Source organism: Bradyrhizobium oligotrophicum S58, from assembly GCF_000344805.1.
Taxonomy (GTDB): domain Bacteria; phylum Pseudomonadota; class Alphaproteobacteria; order Rhizobiales; family Xanthobacteraceae; genus Bradyrhizobium; species Bradyrhizobium oligotrophicum.
The window spans coordinates 4,539,142-4,553,725 of record NC_020453.1; the positions used below are offsets into that span (position 1 = coordinate 4,539,142).

At 64.5% G+C, this 14,584-nt stretch carries 14 protein-coding genes; 10 read left to right on the forward strand and 4 right to left on the reverse strand.

What is annotated here, in order from left to right; all coding sequences use genetic code 11:
• Positions 1-289 precede the first annotated feature (289 nt).
• Entirely contained in the window at positions 290-850 is a 561-nt protein-coding gene (locus S58_RS19465; RefSeq protein WP_015667074.1) for a type 1 glutamine amidotransferase domain-containing protein, read from the reverse strand.
• 221 nt (positions 851-1,071) lie between these two features.
• Here S58_RS19465 and S58_RS19470 point away from each other — a divergent pair, with 221 nt between their 5' ends.
• Entirely contained in the window at positions 1,072-1,368 is a 297-nt protein-coding gene (locus S58_RS19470) for a hypothetical protein (protein ID WP_015667076.1), read from the forward strand.
• 101 nt (positions 1,369-1,469) lie between these two features.
• On the opposite strand, the gene S58_RS19475 is transcribed toward S58_RS19470, so the two are convergent.
• The gene (locus S58_RS19475) at positions 1,470-1,703 is read right to left on the reverse strand and encodes a hypothetical protein (RefSeq protein WP_015667077.1); all 234 of its coding nucleotides are present in this window, start codon (positions 1,701-1,703) and stop codon (positions 1,470-1,472) included.
• 97 nt (positions 1,704-1,800) lie between these two features.
• On the opposite strand from S58_RS19475, the gene S58_RS19480 reads away from it, so the two are divergent.
• The gene (locus S58_RS19480; protein WP_015667078.1) at positions 1,801-1,992 is read left to right on the forward strand and encodes a DUF3072 domain-containing protein; all 192 of its coding nucleotides are present in this window, start codon (positions 1,801-1,803) and stop codon (positions 1,990-1,992) included.
• A gap of 141 nt (positions 1,993-2,133) precedes the next feature.
• Complete coding sequence (locus tag S58_RS19485) at positions 2,134-2,421, forward strand: hypothetical protein (RefSeq protein WP_015667079.1); 288 nt, start codon at positions 2,134-2,136, stop codon at positions 2,419-2,421.
• 15 nt (positions 2,422-2,436) lie between these two features.
• On the opposite strand, the gene S58_RS19490 is transcribed toward S58_RS19485, so the two are convergent.
• Positions 2,437-3,801 carry a glycoside hydrolase family 3 N-terminal domain-containing protein gene (locus S58_RS19490; protein ID WP_042340817.1) on the reverse strand — a complete coding sequence of 455 codons (1,365 nt, stop codon included), beginning with the start codon at positions 3,799-3,801 and terminating at the stop codon, positions 2,437-2,439.
• A gap of 209 nt (positions 3,802-4,010) precedes the next feature.
• Here S58_RS19490 and S58_RS19495 point away from each other — a divergent pair, with 209 nt between their 5' ends.
• The 7 genes from S58_RS19495 to S58_RS19525 all read left to right on the forward strand — a co-directional run bounded on the left by S58_RS19495 (position 4,011) and on the right by S58_RS19525 (position 13,229).
• Entirely contained in the window at positions 4,011-5,489 is a 1,479-nt protein-coding gene (locus tag S58_RS19495) for a DUF4153 domain-containing protein (protein WP_015667081.1), read from the forward strand.
• 23 nt (positions 5,490-5,512) lie between these two features.
• Positions 5,513-6,214, forward strand: a complete 702-nt coding sequence (locus tag S58_RS19500; RefSeq protein ID WP_015667082.1) for a response regulator transcription factor — start codon at positions 5,513-5,515, stop codon at positions 6,212-6,214.
• A complete protein-coding gene (locus tag S58_RS19505) occupies positions 6,211-7,836 on the forward strand; it encodes a sensor histidine kinase (protein ID WP_015667083.1) in 1,626 nt (541 codons plus the stop codon). The genes S58_RS19500 and S58_RS19505 overlap by 4 nt, the downstream gene beginning before the upstream one ends.
• Positions 7,837-8,157: 321 nt before the next feature.
• The gene (locus tag S58_RS19510) at positions 8,158-9,774 is read left to right on the forward strand and encodes an ABC transporter substrate-binding protein (protein WP_015667084.1); all 1,617 of its coding nucleotides are present in this window, start codon (positions 8,158-8,160) and stop codon (positions 9,772-9,774) included.
• Between the two features lie 24 nt (positions 9,775-9,798).
• A complete protein-coding gene (locus S58_RS19515) occupies positions 9,799-10,776 on the forward strand; it encodes an ABC transporter permease (RefSeq protein ID WP_015667085.1) in 978 nt (325 codons plus the stop codon).
• 3 nt (positions 10,777-10,779) lie between these two features.
• The gene (locus S58_RS19520; protein WP_015667086.1) at positions 10,780-11,610 is read left to right on the forward strand and encodes an ABC transporter permease; all 831 of its coding nucleotides are present in this window, start codon (positions 10,780-10,782) and stop codon (positions 11,608-11,610) included.
• The gene (locus tag S58_RS19525) at positions 11,607-13,229 is read left to right on the forward strand and encodes an ABC transporter ATP-binding protein (RefSeq protein ID WP_015667087.1); all 1,623 of its coding nucleotides are present in this window, start codon (positions 11,607-11,609) and stop codon (positions 13,227-13,229) included. Before S58_RS19520 ends, S58_RS19525 begins: the two co-directional genes overlap by 4 nt.
• A gap of 3 nt (positions 13,230-13,232) precedes the next feature.
• Here S58_RS19525 and S58_RS19530 read toward each other — a convergent pair whose 3' ends face one another.
• Positions 13,233-14,543, reverse strand: coding sequence for an NAD(P)/FAD-dependent oxidoreductase (locus S58_RS19530; protein WP_042340819.1), 1,311 nt, complete (start codon positions 14,541-14,543; stop codon positions 13,233-13,235).
• Positions 14,544-14,584: the final 41 nt, after the last annotated feature.

The following is a 14,584-nucleotide window of genomic DNA, read 5'->3' on the forward strand; positions in this document are numbered from 1 at the left end:
GAAATCCGCCAACCCAAGATGACAGACGAAGTTCCAACGTCTCACGGATCCTTGCTCCGACCGGTTTGATCCGGACGACCCGGTCTTTTGCAGCCTTGGCGGATTAGGAACCGCAACGTCGGCTGCGCGTCTACCTCTTGCCTTCGGCGGCGTTCCCCCATCTCGCTGGAGGCACTCCGTGTGGACTGCGGCCCAGCGTTCGACCCCTCGGGCGCTGGGACCGTCCATCCGAAGAAAGCCGGGCAAAGGCCCGGCTTTCTCTTTCGCGCCAGTCTCCCTAGAACTGAAGTCACGCAGCGCTGCGCTGGAGGTGACGACCTTCCTTGACCTCCTCGATGATCTTGGCGCTGAAGGCTTCCAGGTCGCCCGGATTGCGCGACGTGATGACGCCTTGATCGACGACGACCTCGGCATCCTGCCAGTCGGCGCCGGCATTGGCGACGTCCGTCTTGATCGACCTGTAGGACGTCATCTTGCGCCCCTTCGCGATGCCGGTCTCGATCAGCAACCAGGGTGCGTGGCAGACCGCGGCGACGATCTTCTTGGCGTCGAAAATATCCTTGATGAACTTCAGCGCCTTCGGTTCAAGGCGCAACAGGTCCGGATTGATCTGGCCGCCCGGCAGCACGATCGCGTCGTATTCGGATGCAGCGGCCTGGTCGAGCGTCTTGTCGACCTTGACCGGACGTCCCCAGTCCTTTTGATCCCAGCCCTTGATCTCGCCGGGCGCAAGCGACACGATGTCGACGGTCGCTCCCGCCTGCTTCAAGCGATCACGCGGCACTTCGAGCTCTGACTGCTCGAACCCGTTGGTGGCGAGGATCGCGATCTTCTTTCCCTTGATGTCCATTGAGTTCTCCCTTGGAATCGACACTGCGGGCAACCTCGCGCGCGCGGCCACGTTCCCGCAGCGCGACCGGCAGATCGTCACAACTGGTCGAGTGACGTGATCTCCCGGCGTGGAACCAGCCCGCCTGCGACGCAGTTTGTCCGGTCGAACCTGCTTTGACGGCCGCGCCGCTTGCGCGGCCCCGGCAGCGCCATTCGAAGGATCGCGATCTGGAGCCGCTCGTGCCCTATGCATTGTTTGAGAACGACGAACGGCTGACCCGTCCGTTCCGCACTGAACGCGAGGTCTGGGAGGCGGCGGAACAGGCCGATCTCATCACGCTCGGCACGCATGGCGAGAAGATTCTCGACAACAATTTCGAGATCAAATCCTGCGATGCCACGCCTGAAGAGCTCACAGTCGCGAGCCCCGACATCGTGTTTACAGTAGCCCGCGGCGCAGATCCTGCGACCAGCAACCGGTCATCGGAACAGCCCGTGCCGCCTGCTCATAGGACGCCAGCGAAGACGTCCTCATGAGCAAGAGGAGATCCGACGTCACGGCCTTGTGCTAGCGGGCCTCGCCCGCCCGACATTCGCTGCCGAGGCATCGTCGCAGACGCCGGCACGTTGAATGAAGTTCAGGCATGTCGGGCGCTTCGTTGCTTCCGCGGCTGCCGCCTCGCCTCTTCGCCCTTGAGCAGCTCACGCTGCTCGCGCAGCCGCAAGAGCGCTTGCTGCATCCGCTGCAACAGGGCCTCGGCAGCCTCCGTGCTGATCCCGGCGCGCCGCAATTGCAGGATCTCGCGATTCTGCCGGCCGACCTGGAAGCGCATCCGGTCGATTTCCAGTCGAACCAAATCGATGTCGCACATGGAGCACCTTCGAGAACTGATCGAACTGAATATAGAACAAAACAGGAACAATATTCAAGGGGAGTGTTGGATCCAAGGCAAGCAACGGAGGCTCGTCATGGCCGACAAGATTGAGAAAGACCCGCGAAGCTGGGTGTCTGGAGATGATCCGATCACCGACGCTCAAGCTTCGTATCTGAAGACGCTCAGCGACCAGGCGGGACGGCCCGATCCGACCGATGAAGCGCTGACGAAAGCCGAAGCATCCGAGCTGATCGACGAGATGAGACGCGCCGCCAGTCTGGGGTGAGATTGCGGTTCCCAGCTGATTAGGACGCGTTGCAGGCGACGTGGACCGATCGGTATCTCGATCCTCGCAGGACCGCAGCCGAAACCGTCGCGAATCAGGACTCAGTCGTTTAGGATTCGCAGCCTTTATCGGGAGTGCAGCATGGTTGCGGATAGTGACAGCAAGATTGCCTGGCATCGCGCCCAACTGAAGAAGAACCGCGCGGCCCTGAAGCAGATCGAGACGGCGCGATTTACCGTTGGTGAGAGCGCAGATGCGAGAGCGCTCGAACGGACGAAGACACAGGTCGCGGAGCTGCAGCTCAAGATCCGCGAGTCGGAACAGGTGATCGGCCAGCACGACAAGCAGGCACGGCGGCCGCTGGCGACCGACCTGCGCAGCCTGTCCAACGTCGCCTGGCGCAACTGGGCCGGCAACGGTCCGCGCTGACCGAGGCGACCATGATCAATCCACGATCGTGTTGCGGGCGCTGCCCGGTTCATCGAAATACGTCGAGACATCGGAGGGCGGCGACTTGCCCGGCTCCGACCAGCGTGTCAGCCGTTCGTCACTCCTCCGCAGCGCGTCGAGATCGATGCGTCCTTCCGCCAGAGCCTGCTTGGCGCAGGCGAACACGCGATGAAACTGCGTGCCGTCATAAGCTACCAGCAAGAGATCGGCGCCGCCATTGAGCGCTTCCACGACGGCCTTGCAGAGATTGCGGCCATAGATCGCGCCCATCACGAGATCATCGGTCACGATCACGCCTTGATAGTTCCAGCGGCCGCGGATCAGGCCGTCGAGCACCGCCTTGGAATGGGAGGCGGGACGCTCGGCATCGATCGCATCGACCACCACGTGACCGACCATCATGGCCGCATGTGAGTTGTCGAGCACTTGACGGAACGGCCGCCAATCCGACTGCTCCAACACGTCGGCCGGCGTATCGAGCTGCGCAGAGAAGTGATGCGTGTCGGCCTCGACGCGGCCCAGACCAGGGAAATGCTTGACCGCCGCCCGAACACCGCTCGCTTCAAGGCCCCTGACATAACTGAGCGCGACGTCGCCCACCACGCCCGGATCATTGGAGATCGCGCGCTGTCCGATCAGCGTGTGAAAGTCGAGGCGGTTGCGGGTCCACCGCGGGCGCAGATCGACCACCGGCGCCAGGTTGAACGTGACGCCTGCTGCCGCCAGCGCCTGTCCTTGCGTCCGCCCCATCTCGAACGCGTCGTGCGCGCGCCGCGCCGCGGGCAGATCCGCCAGCGTAGCGAGCCCGGGCATGTTCGGCAGGGTCGGAGACAAATGCGCGACACGGCCTCCCTCCTGATCGGCGGAAACGAGCAAAGGTGGCAGCCCGGCAATCTGGCGTTCGGACTGCAATCGCTTGATCTCGGCGCCCAGTTGAGCCTCGGTGCGTCCGCGCACGTTGTGATGCGTCACATAGACACCTGCGATCAATCCCTGCCGGGCCAACGCTGCTGCGTCCTCGGCGGCGGCGTAGCCGACGATGAAGTGCCGTCCGAGCAGACGCCCCACGTCAGGCGTAGTGCGAAACGTCTCGTATTTGCGCCAGGCGAACATGAATTGTGTCGATGTCAGCGCCACAAGCGGAACGCACCATGTCAGCACCAGAACCCGCCCGCCGACGCCGCGGCTCCAGCGCCCGCCGAGCATCAGCAGCAGCGGCGCAGCAAGGCCGATGATGAGCAAGGCGCCGTGGCCCGTCCCGCGCAGGCGAACCAGATACGGCTCATTGCTGTTGAGCGTGATGAAAATGAAGAGCAGAGCCAGGATCCAGAGGACCACCGTCCTGATACGTCCGAGCATGTTCGCAACCGACCATTCGAGGAAAGACGGGATCTGCGTAACAACGCCGATCTGCCAGCGCCAGCCGCAGACTCGCGCCTGCACGAAATCTGCAAACAAATCCTGAAATGCTGCAGAGCCCTTCGTAAGCGACTGCACGCGCCGACGTCATGCTCGGTTCATCGGCCGCGCCCCTCGGCCGAGTCATCGTCTCATCGAGGATTCCTGCCATGACCAGCTCCGCCGAGCTGGCGGCCGCCCCAGCCGCCTCCGACTCCATGTGGCACAAATTCGCCGTCGCGTTCGGCCTTCTCTGGCTCGCCGACGTCTTGTTCTACGACCAGACTCTCGGCCTCTCCCTGCCGATTTTTGCCGGTGTGCTGGCGGCCATCAGCGGCATGGTCAACCACGCCAGGATCGACCAACAGCGGTCAATGCTCGCGGCCGTCATCCTCATCGCAGGTCTGATACCCGCGATCGAGGACTTGAGCCTGCTGTCGTTCTTGATCGTCGTCTTCACGACGATGTCGGCCATTGCCCTGTCGACCAAGCCGGACGCCTTCGGACTTCACCTCCCGCTGACGGCAGCGCGACAACTGCTTCTGATCGGGCCATTCAGGCTGATACCCGACACCATCGCCACGCTGCGCGCCAATGATTTTATGCGCGTTCTGCTCACCTGGAGTATCCCCCTGGCGCTGGGCTTCGTGTTCATTCTCCTGTTCGCCGCAGCCAACCCGGTGATGGAGCAGTGGCTCGATCAACTCCGTCCTCAAAGCATCGCATCGACGCTGAGCATCGGCCGTCCAATCTTCTGGATCGTGATGCTGTCCCTGATCTGGCCGTTCATCAATCTGCGCTGGCGCCCGCGATCGTCGACGCCGAGTCCATCGATCGACCTCGAGGCGGATCCGGCCCCATCGGTTCTGGCACCGCTGCTCGGTCCGCAGACCGTCGTCCGCTCGCTGATCCTGTTCAACCTGCTGTTCGCCATCCAGACCACGCTCGACGGCATGTACCTGTGGGGACATGCGGCCCTTCCCAATGGAATGACCTACGCTACGTACGCCCACCGGGGCGCCTATCCGCTGATCGTCACGGCGCTGCTGGCAGCCGCTTTCGTGATCATCGCTGTCCGATCCGGAGAGACGGAGGACGAGCCGCGGCTCGTCCGCCCGCTGGTCTATCTGTGGGTCGGGCAGAACGTGCTTCTGGTGCTGTCCTCGATCCAGCGGGTGCACATCTACATCGAGAGCTACCTCCTGACAGGATGGCGCATCGCGGCTCTGATATGGATGACGCTCGTCGCCGTGGGGCTGATCCTGATCGTCGTCCGGATCGCGCTGGAAAAGCCCAATTCATGGCTCGTCCGCACGAACCTGATCGCGCTCGCAGTGACGCTCTATGGCTGCGCGCTCGTCAATTTCCCTGCGCTGATCGCAGACTACAACGTCGCCAATAGTCGGAGGACAGTCCTGAACCGGACCGACATCGATATTGATTATCTGCGGACGCTCGGTCCGCAGGCCATGCCGGCGCTTCGTCGGGCCCTCATGCTGTCACCCTACGACGCTGAACTGGCCCGGGCCCATAACGGGCTGCTGGACCGGCAAATGAGCGACATGGCGTCCTGGCGCTCCTGGAGCTTTCGCGGCTGGCGCTTGCAGCGCTATCTCGATACACATCCTCTATCGCAGACCCCGAGCTGATGCCTCGCCGCGGAGCAGAACACGTGCCCCCTCGAATCCTCATTGTCGACGATGATCCGCATATCCGCGAGGTCTTGCGCGTCGCCTTGAGCAAGGCCGGCATGGCCGTGACCGAAGCAGCCGACGGCCGGGCGGCCCTGGTCAGGTTTGCCGAGGACCGGCCCGACCTCATCGTGCTCGACGTCGGCATGCCGGAGTTCGACGGCCTCGAGGTCTGCCGGCGCATCCGCCGGACCTCGCAGGTGCCGATCCTGTTTCTATCCGCGCGTGACGAGGAGATCGATCGCATCCTCGGTCTCGAGATCGGCGGCGATGACTACGTCACCAAGCCGTTCAGCCCGCGCGAGCTCGTCGCCCGCGTCAACGTCATTCTCCGCCGCGTCGTCTCCGGCAGTGTGGACCGTTCCGCCGAGCCGGAGGAGCTGGTTCATGGCAGGCTTCGCCTCGACCCACAGCAGCACACGGCTCGTTTCGGCGACATGCAGCTCGCGCTCACGGCGCTGGAATTCAGCATCGTGCGCACGCTGATGACGCGCCCCGCGGTCGTGTTCAGCCGCGAGCAGATCATGACCGCGGCCTATCAGCTCAACATCCAGGTCTCGGACCGGACCATCGACAGCCACATCCGCAACATCCGCGCCAAGCTCGCGGCCGCGCATTGCGAGGACGCCATCGAGACCGTCCATGGTGTCGGCTTCCGGCTCGGCCGCTGCGGCACACCATGATCGCGCCCAAGCCCAAGAAGAAGTGGCGACCGTCGCTGGGTCAGATCGTGTTCGGCGTCCTGACGCTGGTGGCCTGTCTTCCACTCGTCGGGCTGTTCTTCTTTCGCATCTATGACAACCAGCTGATCCGCCAGACCCAGGCCGAGCTGATCGCGCAGAGTCGCGTGATGGCTGCCGTGTTCGCCGAGGAGGTCAACGCGCGCCTCGCATCCGGCATTCCGCTCGGTGCCGAGATCCCGCCCGAGGCACGGCCGGACTCCTTGGACGAGGTGACGCCGATCCGCCCCCTGCTCGATCTGCTCGGCAACGACCTGTTCGTTCGCCGTCCCGATGCCCGCGAGGCGGTCCAGCCTGCCGACCCTGCCTATGTCGCGATCGGCGCGCGACTGCTGCCGGTCATCCGCGAGACCCAGAAGGTGACCCTGGCAGGATTTCGCGTGCTCGATCCGCAGGGCGTGGTGATCGCCGGCCGCGACGAAATGGGCAAGTCACTTGCTCATATCGAGGAGGTCGCGGCTGCGTTGAAGGGCAGATACAGCGCGGCGCTGCGCATCCGCATTCCCGACAAGGCGCCGCCGCCGATCTATTCGATCAGCCGGGGTGTCGGCGTCCACGTCTTCTCGGCGATGCCGGTGATCGTCAATGATCACGTCGCCGGGATCATCTACACCTCGCGGACGCCGCGGAATATTTTCGAGCATCTCTACCTGGAGCGCGGCAAATTCGTCGCCGCGGGCTCGACCATCATTCTCATGACGCTGCTCGCCGGGTTCATCGTGGCACGAACGATCACGCGGCCGATGCGCGAACTGGTCGATCGCGCCGGCAGGATCGGCCGCAATGATCCTGCGGGCTTTCGTCCGCTTGCCCATTACGGCACCCGCGACTTCGCCGAGCTGGCCGAGCACTTCTTCGCCATGGCCGAGCAATTGGCGCGGCGCTCGATCTACATCAGAAACTTTTCCTCCCATCTGACGCATGAGCTCAAATCGCCGCTGACCTCGATCAAGGGCGCCGCAGAGCTGCTGCTGGACTCCCTGCATGCGTCCTCAGGTCATCTCACCCGTGCCGAGCAGGAAAAGTTTCTCGCCAACATTCTCGGCGATGCCGATAGGCTCGAGCGGATGGCCCAGCGCCTGCGCGAGCTCGCCCGTGCCGAAGCAGTGCTGCAGACTGACTTGAGCTACCTAGCAGAGGTGCTCGAGCCGCTGCGCGAGCGGTTTCCGACGGCGCAGATCGAAGCCAAGGGCGCTCTGGAGCGCCCGATCAAGCTGTCGAGCGAGACCCTTCTGATCGTCCTCACGCACCTCGCCGACAATGCCGTGCGCCATGGAGCCCGGACGATCAGCCTCGAAACGGAGGATCTTTCGGATCAGTTGATCCTCAGGGTGAGCAACGATGGCAATCCCATCTCCGCCGCCAACCGCGAGCGGATCTTCGACGCCTTCTTCACCACGCGGCGCGACAGCGGCGGCACCGGGATGGGACTGGCGATCGTGCGCGCCATCATGATGAGCCATGGCGGCGAGATCGATCTTCTGCCGACGGAGCTCGAGGTCCGTTTCGAGCTGCGCCTCCCCGTCGCAGACGGCGCGGCACCGGGCCGCACACACCTCAAATAGAATCGAATTTACCACCGTCCTCCAGGGTTGCGGATCCTACATGATCTCCCTGTGGACGGCGGCCGACGTCCTGGGCCCTGATGCAGGTCCGTCGGTCCGGCGACGGCAAGCAATTGCCCAAACGCGACGCCTGCCGAAGTCCAGACGTCCTGCCGACCGTTCGTATACAAGCGATCTGTTCTCCTGCGGCGGTCGCGGCGCCATTGCGGCTGCGACCGTACGGCCGCGCAATTGGGAATGACTTGGCAGGATGATCCGCGTAAGCTCAAGGGCTATTGCACCTTCGGCCAGCCTTGCCGCTGCGTCCTTCGGGAGACCTTGATGAATTCGAGCCGTTTCGAGATCAATCGCCGCACCGCCCTCCTGACCTCCGCCGCGATTGCAGCCAATGTCCTCAACCCGTTCCGCGCTTTCGCTCAGGAGACGCCGCGCAAGGGCGGGGTGTTCAACGTGCATTACGGCGCCGAGCAGCGGCAGCTCAATCCGAGCCTGCAGGCCTCGACCGGCGTCTACATCATCGGCGGCAAGATCCAGGAGAACCTCGTCGACCTCGATGCCGACGGCCAGCCTGTCGGCGTGCTTGCCGAGAGCTGGGAGGCCACTCCCGACGGCAAGACCATCACCTTCAAATTGCGCAAGGGCGTTACGTGGCATGACGGCAAGCCGTTCACGTCCGAAGACGTCGCTTTCACCGCGATGAACATGTGGAAGAAGATCCTCAACTACGGATCGACGCTGCAGCTGTTCCTGACATCGGTCGATACGCCGGATCCGCAGACCGCGATCTTCCGCTACGAGCGTCCGATGCCGCTCAACCTGTTGCTCCGCGCTCTGCCCGATCTCGGCTATGTCTCGGCAAAGCACCTCTATGAGAGCGGCGACATCCGCCAGAACCCGGCGAACCTCGCGCCCGTTGGCACCGGTCCCTTCAAGTTCGTGAAATACGAGCGCGGCCAGTACATCATCGCCGAGCGTAACGCGGACTACTGGCGTTCCAACGCGCCCTATCTCGACCGCATCGTCTGGAAAGTCATCACCGATCGCGCCGCCGCGGCCGCTCAGCTCGAAGCCGGCGATCTGCACTACAGTCCGTTCTCCGGACTGACCATCTCGGACATGGCGCGGCTCGGCAAGGACAAGCGCTTCATCGTCTCGACCAAGGGCAACGAGGGCAACGCGCGCACCAACACGCTCGAGTTCAACGTCCGCCGCAAGGAGCTGGCGGACGTCAAGGTTCGCCGCGCCATTGCGCACGCGATCAACGTGCCGTTCTTCATCGAGAACTTCCTCGGCGATTTCGCCAAGCTCGGCACCGGACCGATCCCCTCCACATCGACGGACTTCTATCCCGGCGCGAACACGCCGCAATACCCCTACGACAAGGCCAAGGCGGCGGCGCTGCTGGATGAGGCCGGTTACAAGCCGGGCGCCGGCGGCACCCGCTTCTCGCTGAAGCTGCTGCCCGCACCATGGGGCGAGGACATCTCGTTGTGGTCGACCTTCATCCAGCAGTCGCTCGGCGAGGTTGGCATCGCGATCGAGATCGTGCGCAATGATGGCGGCGGCTTCCTGAAGCAGGTCTATGACGAGCACGCCTTCGACCTCGCGACCGGTTGGCACCAGTACCGCAACGACCCCGCGGTCTCGACGACGGTCTGGTACCGCTCCGGCCAGCCGAAGGGCGCGCCGTGGACCAACCAGTGGGGCTGGGACGACGGCAAGATCGACAAGATCATCGACGACGCCGCAACCGAGGTCGATCCGGCCAAGCGCAAGGCGCTCTATGCCGACTTCGTCCGCGAAGCGAATACCGAACTGCCGGTGTGGATGCCGATCGAGCAGATCTTCGTCACCGTGATCACGGCGAAGGCCCGCAACCATTCCAACACGCCGCGTTGGGGATCATCGAGCTGGCACGATCTCTGGCTTTCCGCCTGAGCCAAACTCGGTCAGAATGAGGCCATGCGCATCCTGAGCCTTGCGGGGCGGCGATTAGCCGCCTCCATCCCGACTTTGTTCCTGATCCTGATCGGCGTCTTTCTCCTGCTGCAGTTCGCGCCGGGCGATACGGTCGACGCGATGATGGCGCAGATGGGCGGCGGCGATGCCGCGACCGCGCGCGAGCTACGCCGCTTCTACGGGCTGGACCTCTCGATCCCGATGCAGCTCGCGAACTATTTGTGGCGGCTGGTGCGGCTCGATCTCGGCTTCTCCGCGATCTATGGCAAGCCTGTTGCCTCCGTGATCCTGGAACGGCTGCCGCCGACCCTGCTGCTGATGGCCTCTTCGCTGTCGTTTGCGTTCTTCTTCGGCCTCGTCTTCGGGGTGATCGCCGCGCGCGGCGTCAACCGATGGCCGGATACCTTGATCTCGACATTCGGTCTGATCTTCTACGCCACGCCCTCGTTCTGGTTTGGCCTGATGGCGATCGTGGTATTTTCGATCTATCTGCAATGGCTGCCGGCCGGCGGATTCGAGGATATCGGCGCCGTCAGGACCGGCATCTGGCGCGTGCTCGATATCGCGAGCCATCTCGTACTGCCGTCGCTGACGCTCGGCCTAATCTTTCTGGCCATCTATCTGCGCATCATGCGCGCCTCGATGCTCGAGGTGCTCAACCTCGACTACGTGCGTACCGCGCGCGCCAAGGGCCTCGACGAGACCCGCATCATCACCCGCCACGTCCTGCGTAATGCGCTGCTGCCGATGGTCACGCTGATCGGATTGCAGGCGGGCACCATGCTTGGCGGCTCGGTCATCGTCGAGACCGTGTTCTCGCTGCCCGGCCTGGGGCGCCTCGCCTACGAGTCCGTCGTTCAGCGTGATCTCAACACGCTGCTCGGAATCGTCTTCGTCTCGGCGCTGCTGGTGATCCTGGTCAACTTCATCACCGACCTGCTCTACGCGCGGCTCGACCCGCGCATCACGGCCGAGAGCTAGCGCATGGATGCCGTGAAACGCTATTTCCGCAGTCCTGCCGCGGTGCTCGGCCTGATCCTGCTGCTGATCGTCGTCGGCATGGCGATCAGCGCCGGCTATCTCTATCCGCGCGATCCGCTCGCGCTCGCCGGCCGGCCCTTGATCTGGCCCTTCGCCAATCCACGCTTCCTGCTCGGCACCGACAATTCGGGCCGCGACATCGCGGCTCAGATCTTCCACGGCGCCCGCATCTCGCTCTTGATCGGCGGCGTCGCCACGCTGATCGCGGTTACGATCGGCGTCATGGTCGGAGCGCTCGCCGGCTACTACGGCGGATGGATCGACAACATCCTGATGCGAATGACCGAAGCCTTCCAGACCTTGCCGAACTTCGTGCTGCTGCTGGTGCTGGTCGCGGTGTTCGGCTCGACATTGACGACGGTGACTATCGCGGTCGGCATCGTTTCCTGGCCTGCGCCGGCGCGGCTGACGCGGGCGGAATTCCTGTCGTTGCGCAGCCGCGAATTCGTCCAGGCCGGCCGCACGCTAGGCATGCGCGACGCACAGCTGATCCTGGGCGAGATCCTGCCGAATGCGCTGCCGCCCGTCATCGTCTATGCCGGCGTCGTGATGGCGGTCGCCATCCTCCTGGAAAGCGCGCTCGCCTTCCTGCGGCTATCCGACGCCAACGTCGCCTCCTGGGGCAACCTGATCGGCCTCGGACGCGACGTGCTGCGCGTGCAATGGTACGTCTCGGCCATCCCCGGCGTCGCCATCCTGGTCACCGTGCTCGCGGTGTCGCTGGTCGGCCAGGGCCTCAATGATGCACTGAACCCGCGGCTGAAGCAGCGATGAGTTCGACAGATCCCATTCTCGACGTCGACCGCCTGAGCGTTCGCCTGCCCAAGGGCGCCGACCGCACCCACGCGATTTCCGAGGTCTCGCTGTCGATCGCCGAAAACGAGATCGTCTGCATCGTCGGCGAATCCGGCTCCGGCAAGTCGATGATGGCCAATGCCATCATGCGGCTGCTGCCGGAGGGCGTGACCACCGACGGCGGGCGCATCCTGTTCTGCGGCCGCGATCTCTGCACCGCCTCGGCCGCCGAGATGCGCAGCATTCGCGGCGCCGACATCGCGATGGTGTTCCAGGAGCCGATGACCGCGCTCAATCCGCTGCGCACGATCGGCGATCAGATCGGCGAGGTGCTGGACATTCACACTGATCTTGGCAACGCCGAGATCAGGTCGCGGGTGCTGTCGCTGTTGGCCGACGTCCACATCCCCGATCCTCCACGGGCCGCAAAAGCCTATCCGCACGAATTGTCCGGCGGCCAGCGCCAGCGCGCGATGATCGCCATGGCCTTGGCGCTCGATCCAAAGCTCCTGATCGCGGACGAGCCGACCACCGCGCTCGACGTGACGACGCAGGCGCAGATTCTCAAGCTGATCCGCGAATTGCAGCAGCGGCGCAGGACCGCGGTGCTCTTCATCACCCATGATTTCGGCGTCGTCGCGGAGATCGCCGACCGCGTCGTCGTGATGCAGCATGGCGTCATCGTCGAGCACGGCCCCGCGATCGACGTGCTGCGCAAGCCGCAGCACGCCTACACGCAGCAGCTGATCGCCGCGGTGCCGCCCGTCGCTGCGCCGCCGCCGCGCAAGCTGTCGGAGCAGGCGATTCTTGAGTTGTCCGGTCTCGTCAAAACCTATCGGACAGGTGGTTTCCTCGGCCGCGGCGAGCGCGTGACACACGCCGTCAAGGACGTCTCGCTCACGCTGCCGAAGGGCGCGACGCTCGGTATCGTCGGCGAGTCCGGCTCCGGCAAATCCACCCTCGCCCGCTGCATCATTCGCCTGATCGATCCGGACGCCGGATCGGTTCTGCTGGACGGCGAGGACTGGGCCCGCTTGTCGCGCCGCGCGATCCGGGAGCGAACGCAGCGGATGCAGATGGTGTTCCAGGATCCGTATGCCTCGCTGAACCCGCGTCGCAAGGCGGTCGAGCTCGTGGCCCAGGGGCCGATCGTGCATGGCACGCCCCGCGACCAGGCGCTGACGGAGGCGCGCGACCTGTTCAGCCTGGTGGGTCTCGACCCCTCCGCTGCCGATCGCTTCCCGCACGAATTCTCCGGCGGCCAGCGCCAGCGCATCGGCCTGGCGCGCGCCCTCGCGCTGAAGCCTGCCGTGCTGGTCGCGGACGAGCCGGTATCCGCACTCGACGTCTCGGTGCAGGCGCAGGTCTTGAGGCTGCTCACCGGCCTACGCGAGCGGCTGGGCCTGTCGATCATCTTCATCACGCACGACCTGAGGGTCGCGGCGCAGATCTGCGATCTGGTTGCGGTCATGAAGGACGGCGTCGTCGTCGAGCACGGTCTCACGCATGACGTGTTCGGCAGCCCAGAGCATCCCTACACGCAGGCCCTGCTCGAAGCCATCCCGGGCGGCGATTTCGCCCGGACGGCGCATGCTTGATCCCTAGGCGATCTCGCGGGCGTCGCGGTAGCGGTACAGCAGCAGCATCAGCGGCGCGAACGGCCGCAGCAGCGCATGCGCGGGAATGGTCACCGGTTCGGTGAACGGCAGGGCGAGCTCGTTTGCCGGCGCACCGCGAACCGCTTTTGCAAGCTCGGCGCCGAGCGGGATCGTCAGCGCCACAGCGCGCCCATTGCAGCCGGTCCAGCCATAGGCATCGGGACCTAGGCGATGGATACGCGGCATGTAGTCCGTGGTCATGCCGACATAGCCGTTCCAGACGTAGTCGAACCTGACTTCTCCGATCTGCGGCCATAGACGTTGAAGGCGCTCGCCGACGCGTGCCTTCAAGCGCTCAGCCTTGTTGCCGGGACCGATCACGGCGCCACCGGTCACCAGCCGGTTGCGCGCATCATAGCGGGCGAAATAGAGTTCGCCGTGCGTATCGGACATCGCCTGCCGCGCCGGGATGATCGTCTTGCGCACATTGTCCGACAGCGGCTGCGTCGCCATCTGCCAGGACAGCACCGGCATCACCTCATGCGCGATATCAGGTGCGAGCGCCTTGGAGAACTCGCCGCTATAGGCATTGCTGGCCAGCACCAGCGCACGCGCCGACAGCTCACCCTGTGCCGTGCGGACGACCCAGCGATCACCGCGCCTTGCGAAATCGATCACCGGAGAGCGCGCATAGATGCGCCCGCCGAGGCCCAGCACCGTTCGCGCCAGACCACGTGCCAGCGCCAGCGGATTGATGTGTCCGCCGGTCCTGTTCCAGAATCCGCCATGCCATGCGTCCGATCCGAGCATCTCACGCGCCTGATCGCGCGACAACAGCTCGACGGGAGCGCCGAACTTCGACCACTGCTTGAAGCGGCGCTCGGCGATCCTGATCCGCCCTGGCGAATGCACCGGCTGCACCCAGCCGGTCTGCTCGTGCTCAGCCTCGATTCCGTAGCGCCGCACGGTATCGAACAGGTTCTGTGCACTATCGCGCAGCATGGTGACGAAGCGCTCGCCGGCCACGCCGTGGCGCGCGATGAGATCATCGGGATCTGGACGGGACAGTGTCGGAATCACCTGGCCATTGTTCCGGCCGGACGCGCCCCAGCCCGGCTCCATCGCCTCCACGATCGCAACGTCCGTGCCCGCTTCGCGCAAATGCAGCGCGGTCGACAGGCCGGTGAAGCCGCCACCGATGATGACGACATCCGCCTGCGCGCTGCCCCGCAGCATCGGCAGATCAGGTCCAGGCGGGGTCTGGGCCACCCACAAGGAAGGCGGCCATCGAACGTCATCTGTCGTCGTGCTCATCGGGGACAGCTCATCCTTGCTGGTCGACCGCCGCAATGGAG

Bases quoted from the DNA above. Each gene is read 5' to 3' on its own strand.
- S58_RS19465 (WP_015667074.1), bottom strand. From the start codon at position 850: ATGGACATCAAGGGAAAGAAGATCGCGATCCTCGCCACCAACGGGTTC.
- S58_RS19475 (WP_015667077.1), bottom strand. From the start codon at position 1,703: ATGTGCGACATCGATTTGGTTCGACTGGAAATCGACCGGATGCGCTTC.
- S58_RS19480 (WP_015667078.1), top strand. From the start codon at position 1,801: ATGGCCGACAAGATTGAGAAAGACCCGCGAAGCTGGGTGTCTGGAGAT.
- S58_RS19485 (WP_015667079.1), top strand. From the start codon at position 2,134: ATGGTTGCGGATAGTGACAGCAAGATTGCCTGGCATCGCGCCCAACTG.
- S58_RS19490 (WP_042340817.1), bottom strand. From the start codon at position 3,801: ATGCTCGGACGTATCAGGACGGTGGTCCTCTGGATCCTGGCTCTGCTC.
- S58_RS19495 (WP_015667081.1), top strand. From the start codon at position 4,011: ATGACCAGCTCCGCCGAGCTGGCGGCCGCCCCAGCCGCCTCCGACTCC.
- S58_RS19505 (WP_015667083.1), top strand. From the start codon at position 6,211: ATGATCGCGCCCAAGCCCAAGAAGAAGTGGCGACCGTCGCTGGGTCAG.
- S58_RS19510 (WP_015667084.1), top strand. From the start codon at position 8,158: ATGAATTCGAGCCGTTTCGAGATCAATCGCCGCACCGCCCTCCTGACC.
- S58_RS19515 (WP_015667085.1), top strand. From the start codon at position 9,799: ATGCGCATCCTGAGCCTTGCGGGGCGGCGATTAGCCGCCTCCATCCCG.
- S58_RS19520 (WP_015667086.1), top strand. From the start codon at position 10,780: ATGGATGCCGTGAAACGCTATTTCCGCAGTCCTGCCGCGGTGCTCGGC.
- S58_RS19525 (WP_015667087.1), top strand. From the start codon at position 11,607: ATGAGTTCGACAGATCCCATTCTCGACGTCGACCGCCTGAGCGTTCGC.
- S58_RS19530 (WP_042340819.1), bottom strand. From the start codon at position 14,543: ATGAGCACGACGACAGATGACGTTCGATGGCCGCCTTCCTTGTGGGTG.